The following is a 23,589-nucleotide window of genomic DNA, read 5'->3' on the forward strand; positions in this document are numbered from 1 at the left end:
CGACTTTGCTTTTTTTAATCTTCTTTTATTGATCTTTCTTCTTTTTACGAAGGATAAAATATAAAATGACTGCAATTACAGCGATAAGCAATATAAATTCAATAATTAGGATAAAAGAAACACTTTCCTTTTTCTCAGCCTTTCCTTCATCATTATTTAATGTATTATTAACAGCCGTCAAAAATTGCCCTTCCTTTGTTTCAATAGCAGAAGATGACTCCTCATTGGCCTCTTTTAAATGCGTAAAGAAATTATTTTTAAGCACATTATTTTCTATGGATTGAATAAACAATAGTGGCTCATTAGCTTGCCAGAAGTTTTTGGTGATAAATGTATATTGAGAGATTGCTTCAGGTAAAAATCCTTGTTGAATCAACTCATCAGATGTATGTGGGATTTTATCAGCATTTTTTGAAAGCATAGTAAATTCATCAATTTGCCCCATAAAAATAACCGCATGCTTCTGTAAATCACTCTTTGTAACGTCTTTATTTTTCTTTAGAGTAGTATTTGCCAATTGCCCATTCCCCATTAATGCTTTGTAAAGCATTAGCATCCTAGTATCGCTTAAAACATCCCCATCAGGTATTATAATTAAGGAATTATCGTGAAAAGCATTTGGAAAATCTCTTAATGTAAATGATGGTTCGGTTGTATCTTTTGCAATTGTTAGGGAACTATCCCCATCAATATATAACCAATAACGCTCATTTGTCGTTTCACATGGATCTTCTAATTGAAAACCTGTCACTTCAAATTGAATATCTGTAATAGATTGCTTATTTAAAATATTCGTTTCAATTGGTATTATAGCCTCATACATATCTGAAGAAGTTTTGTCTAATTTGCGCAAATCTATTGAATGTGGCACTTTATTTACATATATATTTAATTCTAACTTCCGATCATTTTTATCAACATCTTTAGGTAATGTTGCTGATTTTTTTAAGACTAAACGCATCACCGCTTCTTTATTTGCCTCTAATTGTGGCAGTGAAACATAGTAATGTGGAGTCATTGTAACCTGACTGGATAGTATCTTATTTTCAAAGCCAAGTTGTGTTAAAGGAATAGTTGTAGTCGAAAGTTTCTCAACTTTTGGTAGCTCATCCACAGTTATTGTATTTCCAGTCAATTGCTCGAATAATCTCACATCTGTTAAAAGTGATATCCGTTCTTGTATAGCAATTGGTGTTTTCGCTGTAACAATTAAAACTGGTACACTTCTATCTGTATTAAGCAGCTTATGAACTCCAACTGTCAATGTATCTTCTTCGTTTTCTTTAACATTTTTTAGTATATCTCTCGCAAAAATACTCCTAAATTCTTCCTTTGCACCTACTACTATTACCGGTCCTGTTATTTTATCAATAGTATTTTCTCTCTTTATTTGTACATCATTTTCCCCTTGCTCTGATAAATAAGCTGCTAGTTTATAGCTGCTATTCAATGTTGCTTCTGATGCTTTTTCCGGTAAAATAAGTGTAGTTACTTTATTATCATAACTTAAGAATGCAGAAGGATAACTAGTTAATGTCCAATCTTGTACATTCCCATCAAAGGTAGAAATAGATGATAATATATCAATCCGAAGCCAGTTTCCTGAATTTCCAGGGGGGACACATATCCCTTCTTTTAAAATACCATAAAAACTGGCTGTAATTTTATGAGTTCCCTTAAGCAATGCTTCTTTAGGAAGCGTAACTGTCACTGATTGTTTTAATAAATCTGGTGTTAATGTTACAGTTTTGATTGCTGTATCATCAATTTTCACAGTAAAAGAGGACGGTTCAATTAATAATTCTGAATGTTGGATTTGAAATGTAACCGAGTGCTTATCTGACTCTATATCTTTTGTTAAATTGTAATAGAAATCCCTTGATGAAGATGGTCCCTGTAATTCGATAGCCTCTGATAAAAGTGGCCTTTGCTGCGATTCATTTCCTTCTATGACAAGCGACTTATCATCAACGATAATGGTATCCGCTGACGCATAACTTAAAAAAAAGGGAAGACTCATTAAGATCATGAATATAAACAGTATGGGTCTCATTTTTCTGCTCCTTGTTCTGATTTCTTCGCAAATCGTTCTGTTTTATACCATTGAATTTCTTGACCAGTAAACATACGCTTTATTTCTAGCATTAATGACCATACGACCAATACAATCCACATTTGTGAATAACTAAAATACATTAGGATGACATAAAAGAAATTTTTTCGATTCATTTCAGTTTTTTCAATACTTAATGTAATCATGACTTCTCCTAAAAAGAGTAAGAAGGCTAGAATCCATAGCACAATCGCAATATCACCAACAGTTAAACCAATGTCATAAAATAAATTGATAATAAATAAAACATTGGATAAAATCACTCCAAAGAAGAACAAGAAGTACGTAAAAAAGAAATAAAATAAATCAAAAATAATACTCTTTCTTTTCAATGTGAAAAATTGGCTTAAAAACTTTAACACTACATATTGATTACCTCTAGCCCATCTTGTTCGTTGTTTCCACCATACTTTTAAAGTTTCCGGCTCTTGCTCCCAAGTAATTGCCTTTGGAAAAAAACGAATATGGTAGCCTAAATTATAGACTCGAATGGTTAACTCAGTATCTTCGGCTAACGCCTTTACATCCCATCCACCTAATTGTTCTAATATACTACGACGAATAGCAAAATTCGTACCTGGTATCGTAGCAACTTTAAACCATTTCCAACGACCACCTTGAGCCATCCATTGGAAACAAATTGTTTCAATATTAATAAAACGTGTCAGCCATGTTTCAGCTGCATTAATTACTCGAAATTTCCCCACTGTTGCAGCAGCCTTAGGGTCATTGACTAACCCCATTACTAAATACCAAACTGCCATCCTCTCTGGTGTATTATCAGCATCGTAAACAACGACAATTTCACTTGTAGAGTCTGCTAATGCAGAGTTTAATGCAGAGGATTTCCCTTTTCCTTTATTCGGCTCTACCGTTTCTATGACACGAATAAATGGATACTTTTCAGCAAATCTAGAAGCGATTTCACCTGTCTCATCAGACGAATTATCATTGATAACGATTATCTCTAATTTATCTTTTGGATAATACAATCGAGACATAGCTCGTAACGTTTGTTCAATGACAACTGCTTCGTTATGTGCAGGAATAAAAACACTGACCGTGGGCACATTCGCCATTTTTTTAGACCACTCATCAATTGGTTTTTCAAACGATCGAAAATGTCTATAGCCGCCTTGCATTAAAAACATATGATATAGCAACATAATCCAAATGAGGAATAACGCAATATAAAATAAGATATCAGCCATTGGTTTTCCTCTCCTCAAATAACCGCTTACGTAATGTTATACGTAAACGAAAAGTATTAATAAAAAATAACATAACAAACATTGAAACAGTCAAAACAATCATCCACAGTACCAATTCAAAAGGCCGTTCTTCGAATAATATTTTTAAACGATCGGTGTTAGAGAACGATAATTTAATATTTTGTTCACCATATTCAGTTTGAGTAATTGAAATGTGATTCGTTTTTACTTCTTGTTTAGTTTTTCTAAAATCCAAAAAATCTAATTGTGGCAGACCTTTTAAAAAACCAACAAGCTCCTGCACATATGACGCGTCAAGATAAGCAGGATACGGAATGCCAATAATTGAACCTGGAGCTTTTAATAAAAGTTTTATTTTTTGTTCTACTGGGAAAAGTGGATTAATTTTTTTTGTATCAGCAATATTCTCTACTGTCAACGGATACATTGTTTGATTTTCATTTTGTGATTGATAGATTTGATTATTACCTTGCTGTACAATACCTGTAAATATGGTACTATTTCCATTATTCAAAATAGGATAGATTCCCCGAAACGCTAAATAATCTAAACTTTTCTCAGCTTGTATAGAAGTCGAGGATAGTATGAAAGGGAATCCTTCTTTCTGTAATTTTTGCAAATAGTTAAATAATTTTTTATTGTTGTGTAGATAATAAATCGTCTCCCCATCTTCAGCTATATCTATCGGTGTCACTTCAAGACTAATAGGTATTCCTTTTTCAGTAAATTGTGTCACTACTGACTTTAGTTTTGCCACATCGGTCTCCATATTGATATCAGTTAATACAATAAACGTCTGATGTTTTATAGGTTCAGGCAATTGTAAAAGCCTATTGATGATAGAAGGCCATTCATATTGCATCGAATTTGTATAGATAAAATTTCCAATATATGACCAATTTTTCCTTTGTGCCTTAACTATAAATGGATATTCCTTGTTTAAGGTTGATGCCACTTCTACCGTTTCTGAATTAGAAGATGGTTGTATACTTTTCCATTCAATAGGATTTTCCAAAACATGTTCACCTATAGCTCGAAGCTTAATAATGTCACCCTCTTGCCACTGAGCAAAGTGCTCCAGTTGAAGTACATTTTCACCAATTACCACAGCTGGTCCTTGGAATTGATTTAATTCTAAAAGTGCTTCTTTTGAAATCAGTACTGAATGAGAGCTAATTACGACAATTCGATTATACGAATGTAATGTTTTTTCATGCACTGCTTCTATAGGCATAACATCTACTTTTGTATACCCTTTAAGCATCTCGTACAACGTCTGCACATCTTGATTAAGCTGTTGATTACTTGTAGCGTAAATTAATGCAACATCCTTTTCTGCTGCTGACACTGTCACATTATTCGTCAAATTATATAAACAAAATAAACTGACCACTAACAGAAAACTATATTTGGAGTGCACTTGTTTTCATCTCCCTTTCTAGCTCTGTTAATAATTCATCGAAAGATTGCTCTAACAGCGGACTATACGTAAAATAACTAGTTTTATAACTAAGGGTTATCCACTTTTCATTTAAAAGCTGATGATTTTTTAATGCTTGGTCCAATTTGTCAAAAATGACCTCTATATACTCATCCGTTGTATCTATTAGTAGCAACCCAATTTGATTTTCACGAAATCGAAATTTTTTATCTGTTTGTCTTACTGTTTGTTGTATTTTTTGGGCAAGTTGCTTCCATAAATGCTGAGCTTCTTTTGTTCCATAAAGTTTTTTAAATTGTTCATAATTCTCAAGCCTTAATACAATAAAAACAAAAGTATGTTTATGTCGATCGGATCTTCGCATTTCTTCATTGACACTAATACGCATACGAGTTTCATTATCAAAGCCTGTTTCGACATCAATTGCTACATAACTTTTAATATCCTGTTGTAATTGTTTCAAATAGTTTGCCTGTTCGAACAATAAATCATGCACTTTCCCTGCACTTAAAATAAGCAATAATTGAACAACACCATAAACGAAAAACAACTGCATGGAAAACGATGCACTAAAAAAAACAATATTTTTTGACATGCCAATATAAAGTAACGTTGACCCGCTAATGAAAATAAATAACAAACTACTGATAAGCCCTAACACTGTTCCGCGCCATAGAGTTAGTATTACTAGTATTATTAAAAAAATATATAATAATAAACTTTCAACATCTCTGTGTAATAAATAATAAGAAGGAATTTGTAAAAGCAAAAGCAATACTGTTCCATAAAAAAATATTGCACTATTCCAATTCATAGTTGTTCGCATTTTCTACCTCTCTTTCTGCCAATAGCGGTAGTAAATTATCAAAAATATGTGTTGCCTGTGTATGTGTATCTATATAACCTGCCGTTGAGACATTTTTTAGAGATGTCATTTTCTCAAGAAATTGATTCGCCAAAGGTTTTTCGTCTAACACAAGTAAATATCGAACAGCCATTGCATAAACTGCAGGTGATTCATAATTAACAGATGGCTGATTCGTTTGTGCATTATAACGTCCATATAGTTTGCCATCTCTATTAAAAAGATCAAGTAACCATATTTTAAAAAGTGTCGTGTCCTCTTTCACAGAGGCCATATGATAGGCAGTATACAATTGATCAATCATGTGTAGCTCCTTATCGAACACATAACTTCCGGACGAAATATCATAGTTTTTTGGGTAAAATCCTGCTTCAGCAAGAGGAGCATTCTTAAGAATCGCAAGCTGCTGATTTACCTGTTTTTGTGATAAAAGCCCATGTTTCTGCATTTGATTAAAAGCCGAAGGCATAATATAACTTATTGTTAATGTCTTTGCTTTTTCATTTGTTTGAACATCCACAAAATCTACAAATAATCCATCATTCATTCCATACCTTACAAGATTCTTCCCTAGTTCATTGCCCAACTGTATATAATGAGGTATCTTCCATTTTTCACCTGCTTCAAAAAGTACCCGAATAATTCGTAAGTCATCAATAAGTGCATTAACAGAAGCTTGTTTTTTCTTCTCTAACCGCCATACAATAAAGTTATTTTTTAGAAAATCAGATTTCATTACATCCACTTGATTCTTAAAGCGTGCCTGGTCACCCTTTTCTAGTAAGTATGTTAACCATAAACCTATTGATTCTGATAAAAATATATTCTTTTGTTCTGTTAAATCTGTTCTCAACAGACCTCCATCATCCATAAATTCTTTAATAACAAATTTTTCTGTTGGTAAAAGAGGTTCGTTTTTTTGTAAATCTACATCTTTTTTTTCACAACTAGCTAAAATGAGCACAAAACAAAATATAAAAATAAATTTTTTTATTATAAAATCCTCCTCCTAACAATTAGTTTAAAACTTATGCCTTCTTGCTTTTTATAATAGCATATCGTCCTAAACAAAAACTGAACATTTTTGCGCCAATAGTCACGAAATATCTAGACAAGACAAAAAAAGATGTTTGAGTTAGATCTTTCGACCTACTCAAACATCTTCCTATTTTAATATATAAATTATAAATTTCGATATTTCATATTCTTTTTGTAAAATTATTACAAACTAAATCAAAAGGTATAAACCAATCTCCTCATTTACAAATCTATTTAACGAGCTGTAACACCGTTTTAAAATGTGGATGATCTGCACGTTGTAGTAACTCGTATAAAATCATTTCCACGCTTGTTGGTAAAATTCCAAGTGCCTTCATCTTCTCAAGCCCAATCTCTTTATTGGCCTTTGTACGAGAGGACACTGCATCGGCAACAACTTCAACCTCAAACCCTTGTTCTTTTAGCTGTCGGGCTGTTTGGTAAACACAAATATGTGTTTCGATCCCCGTCACGATAAATTGCGAACGACCACTTGCCTTCAATGCATCTACAAAATCTTGTTCCTGGCACGCACTAAAAGTCATTTTAGCAATGGGTTGTTGACCATGAATATATTGAGCAATATCTAACGCTGTCCCACCTAAACGACTAGGATTTTGTTCAAGCCATAAAACTGGTATCTCCAATGCATCCATAGCTTGTACCAGCTTGGCTACATTTTCAATCACCGCTTCACTTTCATCAACAATTGTCGCTAACTTCCCTTGTACATCGACGACAACTAAACACGCCTCTTCTATTGTAAACATTTAAACACCCCTTAAATCCGTATTCACAGTTCATTATACCGAAAGTTTTTAGTTTATGTGGAAGATTTTCGTCCATTTTAATATCTTTATGTTTTCGTTCAAAGTTTTTTGTTCAGAAACATATTACCATTAGTCAATGCCTTAATGAGCCCAGACTACAGCCGCGGAAAGTGTCCTTCCGTAGAAGAATGTGCAGGAAAGTACATATTTGGGTAGTAGCCATTCCACATAAACAAACACGAACATTTAATAATTTAACTGATTATGGAATATGTAAATCACGAAATATTAACTCGTATATCCATTTCAATATTTCGATTTGTTCGTATTTAAACCACAAGGCTATTATGAATTTTAACTCAATTGTGTACATTTTGTTGCGAGCCTGTCATTATTCTGCTCGAATAGTGAGAATTTTATTTTTTCTCTTAAAAATTGAGTTATAATCCAGTAAAGTGCTTTTATCCCGCTTTAATAGTCAGTTCAAAATCCTTAAATGATTTTGAACTGACCGTAAAAGCATGATAGACTCAACAACCAATTAGTAGGAACTAAATAACCTATGAATAAGGTTTAACCTTATAAAACCAAACAAGGAGTGTACCACTTTGACACAACGTGCATACAATTTTAACGCAGGTCCTTCTGCACTACCACTAGAAGTATTAGAAAATGCTCAACAACAATTAGTAAACTTCCGTGACTCAGGCATGTCAATTATGGAAATGAGCCACCGCAGTGCCATTTTCGATGAAGTACATAATGAAGCAATTGCTTTATTGAAAAAGCTTTATGCTATCCCAGAAAACTATGAAGTCCTTTTCCTACAAGGTGGAGCTAGTCTTCAATTTACTATGATTCCAATGAACTTCCTACAGGCAGATCAAAAAGCAAGTTATGTATTATCAGGCTCATGGTCTGAAAAAGCAATCAAAGAGGCTAAATTATTCGGTACGCCTGTAGAAGCTGCGAGTACAAAAGAAAATCAATACCGTAATATCCCAGCTTTAGCAGATATTCAATTCAATGAAGAGGATGCATATGTGCATATTACTTCAAACAATACGATTTACGGTACACAATGGAAGGAATTCCCTGAAACAGGAAATGTACCGTTAATTGCGGATATGTCTAGTGATATTCTTTCTAAACCAGTTGATGTAAGTAAATTCGGTCTTATTTATGCAGGGGCTCAAAAAAATCTTGGCCCATCTGGTGTAACAGTAGTCATTATTCGCAAAGATTTGTTAGAGAAAGCGAATAAAAACATTCCTACAATGTTAAAATATTCAACGCATGCCGATAGCAACTCTTTATACAATACACCACCAACTTTCGGGATCTATATGTTAGGTGAAGTATTAAAATGGGTAGAATCAAAAGGCGGCGTTGCAGAAATTGAGAAGCATAATGAATTAAAGGCAAAAGTCATTTATGATGCCATTGACAATAGCAACGGATTCTATAAAGGTCATGCAACACCAGAAAGCCGCTCTTTAATGAACATCACTTTCCGTGTTACTGATGAGGAACTTGAAAAACAATTCCTTGCTGAAGCAAAAGCAGCAGGATTTGTTGGACTTAATGGACACCGTTCTGTAGGTGGTTGCCGTGCTTCTACTTATAACGCTGTACCGTTAGAGGCATGTGAAGCATTACGTGACTTTATGGTCGAATTCCAACAAAAACATCAATAATAAAAAATTAGACGAATGAACGCAATCATTCGTCTTTTTTGTATTTGCGGATAGAGTAAGGCGCAATAATAATCGGTGAACGCCTTGTAACTAATACAGCTGCAACAACTTATACTATAAATTAAACCTACTGCAAAACAGCATAGTTACTAAAAGGGATAGTTCCTAACTTGGAACTACCCCTTCTTTTAAATATTGTCATATCAGATATTACAAAGCTTCAGGCTTACACTCTGGACATTTACCGTAAATCTCAAATTTATGGTTTTCAATTTCATAGTCTGGCAGCTTTTCTCCAAGCATCTCCATAGGGCAGAGATTTAGCTCCTTAACATTGCCACAATCCATACAAATAAAATGATGGTGATGATGTTCAGACTCACAATGCATACGGAAATTCCGCTCCCCAGATAACTCAGTTTCCTCCAGTATTCCTAGCTTCACAAACGTTGCAAGGTTGCGATAAATCGTATCGAAACTCATACCTGGGAAATCTTTTTTCAAAACATCTAATAAATCTCGAGCAGTTAAATATTTATCTGTTGCTGCAAACATATCTAATATTAACTCCCGCTTATCTGTTTTTTTATAGCCGTTTTCTTTTAAAATCCCCCACGCTTTAGAAACATTCACTGCGCTACCTCCTCCCGTTTTGCAGCCATTTTAAATACTATTTTCTTCACTAGTATAACAAGTAACAAAATTAAGATCGAAGTAACGACAATTGTACCACCAGGTGCTAAATCTAAATAAAATGCACTAACTAAACCGATTAACACAGCTGTTTCGCCAAAGACAATTGCATAGATGATTGTTTGCTTAAAGCCCTTTGCAAGTCGCATTGCAGCAGCCACAGGTAACGTCATAAGGGATGATACAAGTAAAATGCCGACGATGCGCATACTTGCAGCAATAACAAGCGCTGTAACAATCATAAATAAGAGATGAATCCAACGTGCAGGAAGGCCGCTAGCTTTTGCATATTCCTCGTCAAAAGATAAAACAAAAAGTTCCTTAAAAAATATAAACAAAAAGATAATGACAACAACAGCAATTCCTACTACTACCCATAAATCCTGACGTGATACAGCTGACACTGAACCAAATAAATAGCTCATTAAATCCGTGCTAAAGCCGCTTGCAAGCGAGATAAATATAGCACTAATACCAATCCCGCCTGACATAATAATAGGAATAGCAAGCTCTTCATAGTGCTTATATAAACGTCTAAGACGCTCAATTAAAATCGAACCGCTGACTGAGGCCAGTATGCCTAAATAAATTGGATTTAGCATTGCCAGGGCTGTAACAGATTGACTGATATATAAGCTTCCCGCTATACCTGCCAGTGTCACATGTGACAAAGCATCAGCAATAAGCGAGAGCCTTCGAACGACAATAAAAACACCTAGCAGCGGTGCCAATATGCCAATTAATAGCCCAGAGAAAAAGGCATTTTGTAAAAATTCATAGTTAAATATTGCTTCAATCATTATGCCTTCTCCTTCTAGTGAATCTTTCTCACAGAATGGCCATACCAAGCATCAAGCGCATCGTGAGAAATTGTATCAAATTCATTTTTGTAACCATGGAAGTGTATGGTTTGATTTAAACATGCCACATGACTGATACGGTTCGACACTGTATCAACATCGTGTGTAACAAGAATCATTGTAATTCCCTGTTCCCGATTCAATTTCGCCAGCATATCATAAAAGGACTGCACATTCTCATGATCAATGCCGACAGTTGGTTCATCTAATATTAATAGCCTCGGTTCACTAACTAATGCCCTTGCAATAAAGACACGTTGCTGTTGCCCACCAGATAACTCACCAATATTACGATTCATAAATGCTTCCATGCCAACAGCTTTTAATGCTTCTAACACTTTTCCCTTTGCATCTCGTCCAGGTCTTTTAAATAATCCTAACTTTTTGGATAATCCACTTTTCACGACTTCTTGGACGGTTGCTGGAAACCCTGAATTGAAGGCATTCGATTTCTGTGACACATATCCTATCCATTCACGATGCTTAAAAGTTGAACTTGGTTCACCAAATAGCTTTATTTCTCCAGACATTGGTTTTAGTAACCCTAAAATAATTTTTAATAAGGTAGATTTCCCTGAACCATTCGGACCAAGAAGTGCTAAAAAATCTCCCTCTTCTACACGGAAAGAGATATTTTTTAATACTTGCGTATAGTCATATTGAAATGACACTTTTTCAATATCAATTAATGATTTTTTCATGTATGTTCTCTTCTTTCTAATTCAAAATCATTACGATTTAACAAGTTGTAAGTATAAATGAAAGTACAGTTTTTGTAAAGAAAATAAAATCATCCCCATAACGTGTGGTTGATTTCCGTTCCGACTGGGCACTTTCCTGGGGCGTCCGATGAGCGCTTGGGCCAACAAATGTTTTCTGCGCGAAAGCGCACGATGTTTTTTGCGCGAAAGCGAAGCGGCAACAGCACGATGTTGGTTACGAAGGAGTCGCCCAGTCTCCACTCAACTTATATACATGGCATACGTTTTAACAAATGTCATCCACAACTTTTGATGATGACCAGAAAAAAGATTGTCATGTATGTTGATTAGGAAAATAAAACTGTATTTTGTTATTTGAACCGCTAATTTTGTAATAGGCATTGATTCTAACACTTTTAATGTGAAGGATTTTTATAGCTGTCATGACTTTCACAAGATTGATTTTGTTCAAAAAACTAAACAATTTTAAAAGGAGGATTAGCTTTGAGTATTCAATTTTTACAGCAATTGACACAAAGTAGTGATAAGGAAATTGTTGCGATTGCACGTTCTGAAGGATTTGAAATTACTACTTCTGAAGTAAAAAAACTCCGGCCTTATTTGGAGCAATTCTCATTTTCATGGCTCTTTTTAGGTATTCCAAAAGATATTCTTGTAGAGGTTGAAGCTGTTTTAGGTAGAAAGCGTTCCAGACAACTAATTGCATTGTTTACGAAATAATCAAATTCGCCTTGGTGTAATTGTAGCTGTCGTTGCTCTTTCGCTACAAAAAACATCTGTAGCTGTGGTTGCTCTTTGCTCTTTGCTCTTTGCTGAATGAAGATAAAAAAAGCCCGAAAATCAGTACTTATGCAGCTGATTTCGGGCTTTTTATTCTATCCTCTTAGAGCATCGATTAACTCTGGTTTAAACTCTCCATTACGAAGCATTTCAATTTCATGTTTATAAGGAGCCGATTTTGATTTGGCATCACTATTTAATGCAACATATGGTGTTTCTAGGATTTTAGGAATCTCCATTAATTGTGGATGATGCACAACATACTTTAATGCATCAAAGCCAATATGACCGAAGCCAATATTTTCGTGACGGTCTTTTCCTGCACCACGGACATTTTTTGAATCATTGATATGCAGGACTTTGATACGATCAACGCCTATTAGTTTATCAAACTCATTTAAAACGCTATCAAAATCTTCTACAATATTATAACCAGCGTCATGCGTATGGCATGTATCAAAGCATACTGAAAGACGCTCATTATGTGTTACGCCATCTATAATTTTAGCAAGCTCTTCAAATGAACGACCACATTCAGTTCCTTTTCCCGCCATTGTCTCTAATGCGATTTGTACAGGGTAATCCTGTGACAGTACTTCATTTAAACCTTCAATAATCTTGGCAATACCTGCGTCTGCTCCCGCACCGACATGGGCACCTGGATGCAATACAATTTGTGTTGCTTCCAACGCTGCTGTTCGTTCGATTTCAGTTTGTAAAAAATCTACACCTAGACGGAAAGTTTCAGGTTTTTCTGTGTTCGCAATATTAATAATGTATGGAGCATGGACAACAATATTTGTCATGCCATGCTCTTTCATGTGTAGTAAACCATTCATAATATTAAGATCAGCAATTGCTTTACGACGAGTATTTTGCGGAGCTCCTGTATAAATCATAAAGGTATTTGCCCCATATGAGAGAGCCTCTTTACTTGATCCGAGCAGCATTTCTTTTCCACTCATTGAAACATGTGATCCAAGTAGCATTTAAATGCCTCCTTATTTTTTACCGCGAGCTTTTAAACGACGTTCACGTTTTTTAACTTTTTCCATTTCCCATTTCATATTACGCTTGTATCCTGGTTTTACTTTTTTCGGCTTACGCACTAATGCTTTTGCTTTCGCATCGATTTCATTTTCATGCTTCACACGATTTTTACGTGCATGGCGATCTTTTAGTTCAGACCATTCGCCATCTTTTACATCTTTTTGAACGAATGGAATGCCCATTTTCTCAACACGTACTACTGCATCCTCATCTGATGGCTCAAACAAAGTGATAGCAGTTCCTTTATTTCCTGCACGCGCTGTACGTCCCACACGATGAATAAAGAATTCTAAGTCCTCTGGAATTTCGTAGTTAATGACATGTGAAATTCCTTGAATATCGATACCACGCGCTGCAAGATCTGTTGCAACGATATATTGATAGTCCAACTCTCGAATTTGCTTCATCATCTTCTTACGATCACGTGGACTTAAATCACCATGTATTTGACCACAGCGAATCCCATTTTCATTTAAGTAGCCTGCAACATGCTCTGCTGTTTTTCGTGTGTTGGTGAAAATTACAGCTAAAAATGGATTGATCCCTTCAATAACTTCCAACAAACGTTTTTTACGTGATTTAGAACGCACTGGTACAAGCACAAAGTCAATTCCTTCTGCGACCGGGCGTTTATCGTTCATATGGACATGTACAGGTGCTTCCATATATTTTTTTAAGAAAGGCTGAAGCTTTTCTGGAATTGTTGCTGAGAATACAAACATTTCAAGGTTTTCTGGCATTTGGGAAGCAAAACCATCGATTTCCTCGATAAAGCCCATATCGAAGGCTAAATCTGCCTCGTCGACAACTAACATATGTGCCGTATGCACAAATAACGCTTGCGCTGAAACGAGATCACGAATACGTCCTGGCGTTCCGACAACAATTTGTGGTTGCGTTTTTAACTTATCAATGGAGCGTTGTTTGTCCGTACCTCCAATAAATAATTTCGCTTGAATAGTTGTTCCTTCTATTAATTGATTTAACGCATCAAAAATTTGTTGTGCAAGCTCACGTGTAGGTGACGTAATAACAGCTTGTACTTCCTGCTTGTCAGCATTAATTCGTTGCACTATTGGAATTAAAAAACTATGTGTTTTTCCCGTTCCTGTATGCGCTTGTCCGATTGCACTCTTTCCTTTTAATAATAGCGGAATGATTTCCTTTTGAATCGGCGTTGGTTCTGTAAAGCCAAGTCTTGCAATTGCGTCCTGCAAAAATGGCTGAAAATTATAATCAGTATATTTTGACATAATTCGTTCCTCCTAACATCTTTCACATTGTATCATGATTCGAACTCCAGGTATATTAACGTCCTTTTATCTCAAGCATGAACATAATTTTGTATTTTTATCATGGCTGTAGCAAAGCCCTTATCAAAGTTACTCGAAATGCTGTGAATATGCAATAAAAAAAAGCCTCAGACCTGTAGACAAATGCTACTCCTGATTGCATATAGCTATGGTAATTTATTCGTAAGACCTCGACATTCCCATTTAGTAAGTCGAAACTGTATCGTTATCCTCTATGGTGAGTTTTCATTATAATTTATCTAAATCTTTTTAGTTTGTTAAACATAGTTTTAATACTATTTTGATATTGCTGCTTATACTAATGATGAGCTAAAAATTAGTATTTTTTATGTCAATTCATTGTTAACTAATGCCTTGAAGAATTACCATATGTTACGATAAAAATGTAAGATACTAGAGGAGGTTGACTTATCATGAAAGCAGCAAGATGGTATAAAGCAAAAGACATCCGAGTAGAAAACATTGAAGAACCAGTAATTGTACCTGGAAAAGTAAAAATTAAAGTACATTGGACAGGGATTTGTGGTAGTGATTTACATGAATACGCAGCTGGCCCAATATTCATTCCAGTGGAACAACCTCACTATGTAAGTAAAGATATTGCGCCAATTGTTATGGGCCATGAGTTCTCTGGTGAAGTAGTAGAAATTGGCGAAGGTGTTACAAAGGTACAAGTTGGGGATCCTGTAGTTGTAGAACCTATTCTTGCATGTGGCGAATGTGCCGCTTGTAAAAAAGGAAAATATAATATTTGTAAACATTTAGGATTCCACGGTCTGTCTGGCGGCGGCGGCGGTTTCTCTGAATATACAATGGTAGATGAAAAACTGGTACACAAAATGCCAGAGGGTCTTTCCTTTGAACAAGGTGCACTTGTTGAACCAGCGGCAGTAGCATTACATGCAGTTCGTCAAAGTAAACTAAAAGCTGGCGATACAGCAGCTGTCTTTGGTACTGGGCCAATCGGTCTTCTTGTTATCGAGGCATTGCGTGCAGCTGGAGCAGCTGAAATTTATGCGGTAGAGCTTTCGGCGGAGCGCGCTGCTAAAGCATTAGAGCTAGGCGCTACAGCAGTTATTAATCCTAAAGATGAGGACGCAGTAGCTCGTCTACATGAATTAACAAATGGTGGCGTAGATGTTGCATTTGAAGTAACTGGTGTTCCTGTAGTATTACAGCAAGCGATTGATTCAACAACATTTGAAGGTGAAACAATTATCGTTTCTATTTGGGAAACTGAAGCTTCTATTCTACCTAACAATATCGTACTAACAGAGCGTTCTGTTAAAGGTATTATTGCTTATCGCGATATTTTCCCAGCAGTTATGGAATTAATGAAACAGGGCTACTTCCCTGCTGAAAAACTTGTGACAAAACGAATTGCTCTAGATGGAGTCGTAACAGAAGGCTTTGAAGCATTAATGAAAGAGCGAAACCATATTAAAATCCTTGTAAATTCACAAGCTTAATGTATATATGACAGGTAGAGAAAAACTAAGAAGCTTTTCTCTACCTGTTTTTGATTTGTTAATCCTCTTTTTCCTCTATTTCTTTCATAATATCTAGATTCGCCATTAGGAAGTTCACCTTATCTTCCCCCAGAGTTCTTAATGTACGTTTTTCATTTACTTCTATAATTTTTTCATTGATCCCCCCCGAGAGCTCACTTGCTGACTTTTCATGCTACCCTTCGAAAGAAAAAAGAGGAGGACAATCCGGCTAATCCGAAGTTCATCCAAACACATGTCCGCGTTCGGTACAGAATGCTTCGTTGTCATGATGAAGAATAAGAGTGAATCTTCCTTTAACTTTGCTAATTAGTATTGTTTTTTACAGTAAACTTATTATTGATAGACTGACCAAAAAATGATAATATTTTTTTGATAATGATTATCACTACAAGAAAGTAGGTAGATCTTATGAACCTTCATGCGGTTCAATTGGGTGAAAAAGTTAAAGTGAAAGATCTACAGCAAATTGACTCTCTTTTATGTAAACGATTAAATGCTTTTGGTATCAAAGAAGGATGTCAAGTTTGTATGGTCCAAAAAGGATGGTTTTCTGGAGCTTGTATATTGGAATGTCAAGGACAGAAAATCGGGCTTAGAAAAAAAGATTTAATGGATATAAAGGTCGAACAAGTATGAGTAGATTAGCTTTAATAGGAAACCCTAATATCGGTAAAACATCATTGTTCAATACGTTGACAAATTCATATGAATACGTTGGCAATTGGAGTGGTGTAACCGTTGAAAAAAAAGTAGGACAAGTAAAAAGACTACAAAAGGAAATAATTGATTTACCTGGTGTATATACGCTTAACCCCATTTCAAGAGATGAAAGTGTTGTCACTTCATTTTTACTTGAAGATCAGGTGGATGGAATTTTAAATATTATCGATGCTTCTAATTTCGAACGAAATATGCAATTAACAGTAGATATACTTGAACTTAGCAAACCTGTTTTCGTTTGTTTAAATATGATAGACGTTGCGAAAAAGAAAGGCATTTCAATTGATGTCGAAAAATTAGAGAATTCTTTGGGAGTACCTGTTATTCCAATAAGCGCTCGTACTGGTAAAGGTGTCGAAGGTATTTATGCCGCTATTCAAGCCTCCGATCGTACTCAACAACGTTTTACATTAACCTATGACGACCTAATTGAAGAAGGCATCTCAAAAATTGAAGCATTGTTACAACATGTTCCTGAAGAACAAAGAAGATGGTGTACTATTCAATTTCTAATAGGAAATGAAGCTGTTGACGCTTATTTGAAAGAAAAGGAATACTTTGAACAGCTTGCTGCAATGCGAGATACTTTAGAGAAGCAAATAGGTGAACCACTAAATAAAGCTATTGCTAAAAAACGTGATTTATATATATCTAACATCTACAAAGAAGTAATCAGACAAGAGAAAAGTGAAACACAATGGTCAGAGAAAGTTGATAAAATTTTAACACATCCGATTTTAGGTATTCCGATTTTCTTAGCGCTTATGTTTTTAATGTTTCAAGCAACGTTTGCATGGATCGGTACCCCGCTTTCTGATTTCCTGGATGGCATTGTAGGCGGCCCTCTTACAGATATTGTTACTCAAGGCTTAGAAGCTATCGGTGCAGCCCCTTTTATTATTAATTTAATTTGTGATGGGATCATTGCAGGTGTTGGTGGCGTCTTAGTTTTCATACCACAAATCTTTGTACTATTTTTCTTTATTTCACTATTAGAAGATTCAGGTTATATGGCGAGAATTGCTGTTGTCATGGATCGCCTTATGGAATTTTTCGGTTTAAATGGCAAGGCTTTTATTCCGATGATTGTAAGCTTCGGATGTAACGTTCCTGGCGTAATGGCTGCAAGAACAATTGAACAGCCAAAAGAACGACTATTAACTATACTAGTAGCTCCGTTTATGAGCTGTTCAGCAAGATTACCTGTGTATGCTTTATTTGGCGCAGCATTCTTTACTAAACATCAATCTTTAGTGGTATTCTCCCTATATATAATGGGAATAGTGATAGCACTTATTGTGACAAAAATATTATCAATGACGATTTTGAAAAATGAAACTTCAGTTTTTATTGTTGAATTACCAGCCTATCATGTACCACAGCTTAAAACACTTTGGCGTTCTACTTGGGAAAAAGGAAAAGGATTTTTCCGCAAAGCTGGTACTATTATCTTTGCCGGCTCCGTGATTATTTGGCTTCTTTCTTATTTAGGACCACATGGCGCTAATGTCAATATGGATGACAGCTTTTTAGCAATTATTGGAGGCGCTTTTGGTGTGTTGTTTATCCCGCTTGGCTTTGGAACATGGCAAGCTGGTGCATCCCTTATTGCTGGTTTCCTGGCAAAAGAAGTGATTGTTTCAACAATGGCGATTATTTATGGCGTAAGTGAAGGTGTCTTATCGTCTACAATGGCCACTCATTTTACTGCTTTGAGCGCTTATACATTCTTGGCCTTTGTTTTACTTTATATGCCTTGTTTAGCCACAGTAGGCGCAATAAAAAGGGAAACACAGTCTGTGAAATGGACTTTATTTGCAACAATATATCCATTTGTTGTAGCTTATATTATTGCACTTATGATTTATGGTATCGGGAACTTATTCATGTGAGGTGTAGAGAATGTCTTTATTGATTAATATCTTAATCGGTAGTATTATATTTGGCTATGCTGGTATTACCTTATATAAGAGCATTAAGAAACAGAAGAAGGGCAAGTGCGCATCATGCTCATTACAGAAGAGTTGTTCCTCTAACGTTTGTGTCCCTCCTTCTAAACTGAGAGATATTTCCCATAAATAAATTTGTAGAAAAATAGAGCGAGGTAATTCCAAATGGTTAATTCATTTGGAAACTACCTCGCTTTTTTGTGATCTTTTAGACATGGAGGGCTTTGACGGAAACCAACCCCACATTATGGTAATGAGCCTTATATTTTAAATTTATTGATTTCTTCCTTCACGGACACCGCTTCTGCACTTAATGCCTTTGCAACAGCATTAATTTCTTGAATGGTCGCAGTTTGCTCTTCGATTGTCGATGCTATTGTTTCAGATTGCTGTGCAGCATAATTGGAAGAAGAGGACATTTCATTGACCGACGCTGCCATTTCTTCAGTACTTGCAGAAATTTGTTGCGTAGAAGCAGACACATCCTCAATCTGAGATGTCATATCACCAATCGCTTTTAAAATTCCATCAAAGGCATTTTGGGCATTCTGAATAAATGTGACACCCTCATCTACATTTAATACAGTTACACTTACTGCCTTTTCTACTTCCTTCGTTTCTTGCTGAATAAGTGCTATGACACCCACTATTTGATTGGCAGATGCTTTGGATTCCTCTGCTAATTTGCGTACTTCATCTGCAACGACCGCGAAGCCTTTACCATGCTCTCCCGCACGAGCCGCCTCAATCGCTGCATTTAGTGCTAGAAGATTTGTTTGCTCCGTAATATCAGTAATTACTTTCGTAATATTAACGATTTCAGCTGATTGTGCGCTTAACTTCTTAATTCGTTCATTTGTTGTATTAGAAGATTGTTGGATAATTGACATTTGGTCTTCTGCGACATGTAACGTTTTTTCACCATCATTTGCAATAGATTGGGTATCGACTGCTTTAGCATGAAGCATTTGAGCTGCCTCTGCAATACGTTGAACACCTTGAGCCGTTTCATCCATTGCTATCGAACTTTCACGACCAGTAACAGCTGCTTGATTGTCACTAATGGCCATTTTCTCTACAAGATTTGCAATATCATGAGAGGAATTTGAAATTTCATCTGTACTTGCTGCTAACTCTTCAGCTGCCGATGTTGTATGCTCAACATTTGCAGTCATGCTATGTATTAATGAATGTAAATTAGACTTCATCAAATTAAAAGAATCTGCCAACTCTTTAATTTCATCCTTCGTTCTAACTTCGATATCCATTTGACATAAATCTCCTTTAGCAATTACCTTTGCTGCAGAAGTTAGCTTATTGACAGGAACAACGATGGAACGTACGAATACAACCCCAACTATGATACAAATCATTAACATAATACAGAACATCCATAAGAACCACTGCTTATTATCATCAATAAGCTTCTCAACATTCGCTAAAGAATTTTGTATATCTGTAATGTTTTCTTGTTGAAACAAATCTACTTTGTCATTAATTTCAACTGACGTAGTATCAAAATCATGCATCATTTTATTCCCTAGCTCAGGACCGCCTTGAATATAGCTATGAGCCATTTTTTGGCCAGTACTATAATATTCATCAAACGCTACTTTAATCGCATCTAATCTTTTCAGGTCTTCCGGATGCATTTTTTTAACTTGCTCCAAATCTTTATTAAAGATTTTGCTATATTTTTCTGCTTGCTCAAATCCATCATCTAAATTATCGAGTGCTCTTGTGGCACTAATATCAGTCAAAAACTGCTGAACCTGTACAACTGCTAACTTCATTTCATCTGCTAATAACGTCGTTTGAAGTGTTTTTTCTTTTATCAAATGTACTTGCTCTAGTTGAGATTTGGCATTTTGTTGCTGAAAAATCCCAATCACTAAAACTAATACGACGATAAGACCAAACGACACTATACTTCTCACTTTAATCGTCACAGAATACCCCCTATTTTTTACTTTTGCTATTTTGTCTAGTAACTTCAAAATCATCATTTTGTAACGTAATGGTTTACCAACAAAACATTATACCTTTCTTATCGACCAAAAAAGTGAAAAAGTGTGTAGTTTTCAAGAACTTTTTACCACTTATTGACTACATATGAAATATGTAAAGCTGACCGGATATCGTGAGTTCCATTTACAATCGCCCTAGTTATTTATTTGCGCTTGTCGAACGCTAACTTACTCTTCTGCATATCATATTTATAATCAGGTATGTCATCAATGATAAATTACTATCGAAAGGAGATCGTTATGGTATTTAGACCACAGTTCCCGATGTATCCTGGTGGCATGAGAATGCCCATGCAAATGCCCATGCAACAAATGCCGATGCAAATGCCCATGCAAATGCCAACACCTCCACAAATGTCACCGCAGTCCTTTTTCCAGCCTGGAGGCTTCCCAAATCCACGAATTCCAGGTGGCTTTCCAATGTCCAGTGGAATAGGAGCATTTGGAGGACAAATGCCAATGCCATCCATGCAGGAACCTTCAAAAATCGGTTCATTTTTGCAGCAGGCGAATAGCTTATTTAACTCAGCGAAAACATATACGCCTTACATTCAACAAGCAATGCCAATGGTAAAAAATATTCCGTCACTTTTAAAATTGTATAAAGGATTTCAAGGTCTTCCTGCTGCAGGAGCTGCCGCAGGTGCTGGAGCAGTAGCAGCTGAAGCAGCGGCTAGTAAAGGAGCAGGTTCAACTAAAAGTCGAAAAGCATCTCGACAAAATGGATCATTTACTCCTGCTGAACCACTTCCATCTAAGCCCCGTATATTCCAGCCGCCTATGTAGATGAAGGTTTCTTTGTATTCGCAGTCCCTGTCCGTTATAATGTAGATAGGTAAGCTTGAAAGGAGTCACAACCATGCAAGTATTAAAAATTAATCCACGTGGCTATTGCTACGGTGTTGTAGATGCGATGGTTATCGCTCGAAACGCCGCACTCGATAAAACATTACCAAGACCTATCTACATTTTAGGTATGATTGTGCATAATAAACATGTCACGGATGCTTTTGAAGCAGATGGCATCATCACATTAGATGGCGAAAATCGTTTAGAAATTATTGAACAAGTTGAAACTGGCACTGTTATTTTCACAGCGCATGGTGTTTCACCTGAAATTCGTGAAATTGCGAAGCGAAAAGGCTTAGTATCCATTGATGCTACATGTCCTGACGTAACAGTTACACACGATTTAATTCGTGAAAAATCAGCAAATGGCTATGATATTATATATATTGGTAAAAAAGGCCATCCCGAACCAGAGGGAGCAATTGGCGTTGCACCAGATCATGTGCATTTAGTGCAATCCTCTACTGATATTGATGCCTTAAATTTAACAAATGATAAATTACTCGTAACGAATCAAACGACGATGAGTCAATGGGATGTCTCTCATTTAATGGATAGTTTAAAAGAGAAATTCCCACATATTGAAGTGCATAAGGAGATTTGCTTGGCAACCCAGGTACGTCAAGAGGCAGTAGCTCAGCAAGCTGGGGAAGCAGATTTACTTATTGTTGTTGGTGACCCAAAATCCAATAACTCAAACCGTTTAACGCAGGTGTCTGTTGAAATAGCAGGGACACCATCTTATCGAATTGCAGACGTTTCTGAGCTAAATATTGAATGGTTAAAAGGAATTAATTCCGTCGCTGTAACAGCAGGTGCCTCAACACCAACACCAATCGTCAAAGAGGTTATTTCATTCCTTGATCAATTCGATGAAAATGATGAATCAACACATAGCATTAATCGTACAGTTACATTAAATAAAATTTTACCTAAAATTAAAACGCCAAAGCCTGTTGACAAAATTATGCCTTACTAAGAACAAATGCGCTAAAGCGCTCGTTTACATCCGACAAGCGCTGGAGAGCCCGAAGCAAAAGTACACGCTCCACAACTTTTGCCCGAGGGATCGAAGCGACCTCGAGGATGTAGCGCTTTTGCCTAGACGAAAACTATGCCTTTGGTTATCCACAACTTAAAAATCAATAGTTACTTTAACAGTAAAAAATCCTGATTGTCTATTTTGACAATCAGGATTTTTCATTATTTACTAAAGTAATAATTGACCGGGCGACCAATGCCTCCATAGTGCACATCCATCGTAATTTCCTCTTGCTTTTCTAAATAATCTAAGTATCGTCTTGCTGTTACGCGCGCAATACCTACACCACTGGCAACCTCTTCTGCCGATGCTCCTTCTACAGATTGCAAATAGTGCACAACTTTCTCAAGTGTTGCACGATTAAAACCCTTAGGTAAACTTTTCTCTGACCGTAAGACATTTGATTGCTGAACCTCATTATGCCCACCTTGATAATGGAATAATTGATCAAGCTCCCCCTGTGTTAACTCACGCTCTGTTTGCATTTGCTCTTTGAAGCGCAAATAATTTTCAAGCGTTCCTTGCACTCGTTCAAATGAAAAAGGTTTCATAATATAATCAAAGACGCCAAGATGCAGGACCTGTTTTACAGTTTCCATATCATTAGCAGCGGTTACCGTAATTACATCTACTGGTAACTCGAGCTCACGAATTTTCCGTAAGCTTGTCACTCCATCCTGCTCCGGCATGAAAATATCCATAAATACTAATTCTGGTTTAAGTTTTTGAATTTGAGCAATTCCTTCAACTCCATTTGAGGCTTGTCCAATTACTTTAAATCCAGCTACCTTTTCAATAAATTGGCGATTAACTTCTCGCACCATTGGATCGTCCTCTATTAATAAAACCTTTGTTTGTGTCACTGTTAGCCCTCCATACACTCTGTTCTATCTCTATATGTGTAAATTTTTACTTTA

Annotated in this window: 22 protein-coding genes; 9 read left to right on the top strand and 13 right to left on the bottom strand. The window is 36.0% G+C overall.

Going from position 1 to position 23,589, the window contains the following annotated elements:
* Window positions 1-25: 25 nt before the first annotated feature.
* The 6 genes from ACFCYJ_RS14095 to ACFCYJ_RS14120 form a co-directional block, all read right to left on the bottom strand.
* Complete coding sequence (locus ACFCYJ_RS14095; protein WP_376074556.1) at window positions 26-2,053, bottom strand: cellulose biosynthesis cyclic di-GMP-binding regulatory protein BcsB; 2,028 nt, start codon at window positions 2,051-2,053, stop codon at window positions 26-28.
* Window positions 2,050-3,324, bottom strand: coding sequence for a glycosyltransferase family 2 protein (locus ACFCYJ_RS14100; protein ID WP_376074557.1), 1,275 nt, complete (start codon window positions 3,322-3,324; stop codon window positions 2,050-2,052). Before ACFCYJ_RS14100 ends, ACFCYJ_RS14095 begins: the two co-directional genes overlap by 4 nt.
* Window positions 3,317-4,765 carry a hypothetical protein gene (locus tag ACFCYJ_RS14105; RefSeq protein WP_376074558.1) on the bottom strand — a complete coding sequence of 483 codons (1,449 nt, stop codon included), beginning with the start codon at window positions 4,763-4,765 and terminating at the stop codon, window positions 3,317-3,319. The genes ACFCYJ_RS14100 and ACFCYJ_RS14105 overlap by 8 nt, the downstream gene beginning before the upstream one ends.
* Window positions 4,749-5,612, bottom strand: coding sequence for a diguanylate cyclase domain-containing protein (locus ACFCYJ_RS14110; RefSeq protein ID WP_376074559.1), 864 nt, complete (start codon window positions 5,610-5,612; stop codon window positions 4,749-4,751). The genes ACFCYJ_RS14105 and ACFCYJ_RS14110 overlap by 17 nt, the downstream gene beginning before the upstream one ends.
* Complete coding sequence (locus tag ACFCYJ_RS14115) at window positions 5,587-6,615, bottom strand: hypothetical protein (RefSeq protein ID WP_376074560.1); 1,029 nt, start codon at window positions 6,613-6,615, stop codon at window positions 5,587-5,589. The genes ACFCYJ_RS14110 and ACFCYJ_RS14115 overlap by 26 nt, the downstream gene beginning before the upstream one ends.
* Before the next feature lie 304 nt (window positions 6,616-6,919).
* Window positions 6,920-7,459 (bottom strand): hydrolase, encoded by a 540-nt coding sequence (locus tag ACFCYJ_RS14120; protein WP_376074561.1) that lies wholly within the window; start codon window positions 7,457-7,459, stop codon window positions 6,920-6,922.
* Between the two features lie 608 nt (window positions 7,460-8,067).
* On the opposite strand from ACFCYJ_RS14120, the gene serC reads away from it, so the two are divergent.
* On the top strand, window positions 8,068-9,156 hold the full coding sequence (gene serC / locus ACFCYJ_RS14125) for a 3-phosphoserine/phosphohydroxythreonine transaminase (RefSeq protein WP_376074562.1): 1,089 nt from the start codon (window positions 8,068-8,070) through the stop codon (window positions 9,154-9,156).
* Window positions 9,157-9,366: 210 nt separating this feature from the next.
* On the opposite strand, the gene ACFCYJ_RS14130 is transcribed toward serC, so the two are convergent.
* From ACFCYJ_RS14130 to ACFCYJ_RS14140, 3 genes are read right to left on the bottom strand one after another with little or no spacing between them, the layout of a single operon-like run.
* Window positions 9,367-9,789 carry a Fur family transcriptional regulator gene (locus tag ACFCYJ_RS14130; protein WP_376074563.1) on the bottom strand — a complete coding sequence of 141 codons (423 nt, stop codon included), beginning with the start codon at window positions 9,787-9,789 and terminating at the stop codon, window positions 9,367-9,369.
* On the bottom strand, window positions 9,786-10,649 hold the full coding sequence (locus ACFCYJ_RS14135; RefSeq protein WP_376074564.1) for a metal ABC transporter permease: 864 nt from the start codon (window positions 10,647-10,649) through the stop codon (window positions 9,786-9,788). Before ACFCYJ_RS14135 ends, ACFCYJ_RS14130 begins: the two co-directional genes overlap by 4 nt.
* A gap of 14 nt (window positions 10,650-10,663) precedes the next feature.
* Complete coding sequence (locus ACFCYJ_RS14140) at window positions 10,664-11,410, bottom strand: metal ABC transporter ATP-binding protein (RefSeq protein ID WP_376074565.1); 747 nt, start codon at window positions 11,408-11,410, stop codon at window positions 10,664-10,666.
* A gap of 192 nt (window positions 11,411-11,602) precedes the next feature.
* Here ACFCYJ_RS14140 and ACFCYJ_RS14145 point away from each other — a divergent pair, with 192 nt between their 5' ends.
* Both ACFCYJ_RS14145 and ACFCYJ_RS14150 read left to right on the top strand, forming a co-directional pair.
* The gene (locus ACFCYJ_RS14145) at window positions 11,603-11,761 is read left to right on the top strand and encodes a hypothetical protein (protein WP_376074566.1); all 159 of its coding nucleotides are present in this window, start codon (window positions 11,603-11,605) and stop codon (window positions 11,759-11,761) included.
* A gap of 153 nt (window positions 11,762-11,914) precedes the next feature.
* Window positions 11,915-12,151, top strand: coding sequence for a Nif11 family protein (locus ACFCYJ_RS14150; RefSeq protein ID WP_079563463.1), 237 nt, complete (start codon window positions 11,915-11,917; stop codon window positions 12,149-12,151).
* 155 nt (window positions 12,152-12,306) lie between these two features.
* Here ACFCYJ_RS14150 and ACFCYJ_RS14155 read toward each other — a convergent pair whose 3' ends face one another.
* Both ACFCYJ_RS14155 and ACFCYJ_RS14160 read right to left on the bottom strand, forming a co-directional pair.
* Window positions 12,307-13,200, bottom strand: coding sequence for a deoxyribonuclease IV (locus tag ACFCYJ_RS14155; RefSeq protein WP_376074567.1), 894 nt, complete (start codon window positions 13,198-13,200; stop codon window positions 12,307-12,309).
* Window positions 13,201-13,212: 12 nt separating this feature from the next.
* Window positions 13,213-14,514, bottom strand: coding sequence for a DEAD/DEAH box helicase (locus tag ACFCYJ_RS14160; protein WP_376074568.1), 1,302 nt, complete (start codon window positions 14,512-14,514; stop codon window positions 13,213-13,215).
* Between the two features lie 473 nt (window positions 14,515-14,987).
* Between ACFCYJ_RS14160 and ACFCYJ_RS14165 the strand changes: the two genes are divergently transcribed.
* The 4 genes from ACFCYJ_RS14165 to ACFCYJ_RS14180 all read left to right on the top strand — a co-directional run bounded on the left by ACFCYJ_RS14165 (window position 14,988) and on the right by ACFCYJ_RS14180 (window position 18,887).
* Complete coding sequence (locus tag ACFCYJ_RS14165) at window positions 14,988-16,043, top strand: 2,3-butanediol dehydrogenase (RefSeq protein ID WP_376074569.1); 1,056 nt, start codon at window positions 14,988-14,990, stop codon at window positions 16,041-16,043.
* Window positions 16,044-16,493: 450 nt separating this feature from the next.
* Window positions 16,494-16,721 carry a FeoA family protein gene (locus ACFCYJ_RS14170; protein WP_049663835.1) on the top strand — a complete coding sequence of 76 codons (228 nt, stop codon included), beginning with the start codon at window positions 16,494-16,496 and terminating at the stop codon, window positions 16,719-16,721.
* Window positions 16,718-18,697, top strand: a complete 1,980-nt coding sequence (gene feoB / locus ACFCYJ_RS14175) for a ferrous iron transport protein B (protein ID WP_376074570.1) — start codon at window positions 16,718-16,720, stop codon at window positions 18,695-18,697. Before ACFCYJ_RS14170 ends, feoB begins: the two co-directional genes overlap by 4 nt.
* A 10-nt stretch (window positions 18,698-18,707) precedes the next feature.
* Window positions 18,708-18,887 carry a FeoB-associated Cys-rich membrane protein gene (locus ACFCYJ_RS14180; protein ID WP_376074571.1) on the top strand — a complete coding sequence of 60 codons (180 nt, stop codon included), beginning with the start codon at window positions 18,708-18,710 and terminating at the stop codon, window positions 18,885-18,887.
* Between the two features lie 127 nt (window positions 18,888-19,014).
* Here the strand turns inward: ACFCYJ_RS14180 and ACFCYJ_RS14185 are convergent, their stop codons facing one another.
* On the bottom strand, window positions 19,015-20,703 hold the full coding sequence (locus ACFCYJ_RS14185; protein WP_376074572.1) for a methyl-accepting chemotaxis protein: 1,689 nt from the start codon (window positions 20,701-20,703) through the stop codon (window positions 19,015-19,017).
* 318 nt (window positions 20,704-21,021) lie between these two features.
* On the opposite strand from ACFCYJ_RS14185, the gene vrrA reads away from it, so the two are divergent.
* Both vrrA and ACFCYJ_RS14195 read left to right on the top strand, forming a co-directional pair.
* Window positions 21,022-21,567 (top strand): VrrA/YqfQ family protein, encoded by a 546-nt coding sequence (gene vrrA, locus ACFCYJ_RS14190; protein ID WP_376074573.1) that lies wholly within the window; start codon window positions 21,022-21,024, stop codon window positions 21,565-21,567.
* A 73-nt stretch (window positions 21,568-21,640) separates the two neighbouring features.
* A complete protein-coding gene (locus ACFCYJ_RS14195) occupies window positions 21,641-22,609 on the top strand; it encodes a 4-hydroxy-3-methylbut-2-enyl diphosphate reductase (RefSeq protein WP_376074574.1) in 969 nt (322 codons plus the stop codon).
* A 224-nt stretch (window positions 22,610-22,833) separates the two neighbouring features.
* Here ACFCYJ_RS14195 and ACFCYJ_RS14200 read toward each other — a convergent pair whose 3' ends face one another.
* A complete protein-coding gene (locus ACFCYJ_RS14200; RefSeq protein WP_376074576.1) occupies window positions 22,834-23,535 on the bottom strand; it encodes a response regulator in 702 nt (233 codons plus the stop codon).
* Window positions 23,536-23,589 lie beyond the last annotated feature (54 nt).

The sequence above is a fragment of the Lysinibacillus sp. NPDC056232 genome, from assembly GCF_042267565.1.
In the GTDB taxonomy this organism is placed as follows: Bacteria; Bacillota; Bacilli; order Bacillales_A; family Planococcaceae; genus Lysinibacillus.

Coding starts and splice junctions, on each gene's coding strand:
- ACFCYJ_RS14195 (WP_376074574.1), top strand. CDS start 21,641: ATGCAAGTATTAAAAATTAATCCACGTGGCTATTGCTACGGTGTTGTA.
- ACFCYJ_RS14120 (WP_376074561.1), bottom strand. CDS start 7,459: ATGTTTACAATAGAAGAGGCGTGTTTAGTTGTCGTCGATGTACAAGGG.
- vrrA (WP_376074573.1), top strand. CDS start 21,022: ATGGTATTTAGACCACAGTTCCCGATGTATCCTGGTGGCATGAGAATG.
- feoB (WP_376074570.1), top strand. CDS start 16,718: ATGAGTAGATTAGCTTTAATAGGAAACCCTAATATCGGTAAAACATCA.
- ACFCYJ_RS14145 (WP_376074566.1), top strand. CDS start 11,603: ATGTTTTTTGCGCGAAAGCGAAGCGGCAACAGCACGATGTTGGTTACG.
- ACFCYJ_RS14160 (WP_376074568.1), bottom strand. CDS start 14,514: ATGTCAAAATATACTGATTATAATTTTCAGCCATTTTTGCAGGACGCA.
- ACFCYJ_RS14165 (WP_376074569.1), top strand. CDS start 14,988: ATGAAAGCAGCAAGATGGTATAAAGCAAAAGACATCCGAGTAGAAAAC.
- ACFCYJ_RS14170 (WP_049663835.1), top strand. CDS start 16,494: ATGAACCTTCATGCGGTTCAATTGGGTGAAAAAGTTAAAGTGAAAGAT.
- ACFCYJ_RS14095 (WP_376074556.1), bottom strand. CDS start 2,053: ATGAGACCCATACTGTTTATATTCATGATCTTAATGAGTCTTCCCTTT.
- ACFCYJ_RS14110 (WP_376074559.1), bottom strand. CDS start 5,612: ATGCGAACAACTATGAATTGGAATAGTGCAATATTTTTTTATGGAACA.
- ACFCYJ_RS14135 (WP_376074564.1), bottom strand. CDS start 10,649: ATGATTGAAGCAATATTTAACTATGAATTTTTACAAAATGCCTTTTTC.
- ACFCYJ_RS14100 (WP_376074557.1), bottom strand. CDS start 3,324: ATGGCTGATATCTTATTTTATATTGCGTTATTCCTCATTTGGATTATG.
- ACFCYJ_RS14155 (WP_376074567.1), bottom strand. CDS start 13,200: ATGCTACTTGGATCACATGTTTCAATGAGTGGAAAAGAAATGCTGCTC.
- ACFCYJ_RS14140 (WP_376074565.1), bottom strand. CDS start 11,410: ATGAAAAAATCATTAATTGATATTGAAAAAGTGTCATTTCAATATGAC.
- ACFCYJ_RS14180 (WP_376074571.1), top strand. CDS start 18,708: ATGTCTTTATTGATTAATATCTTAATCGGTAGTATTATATTTGGCTAT.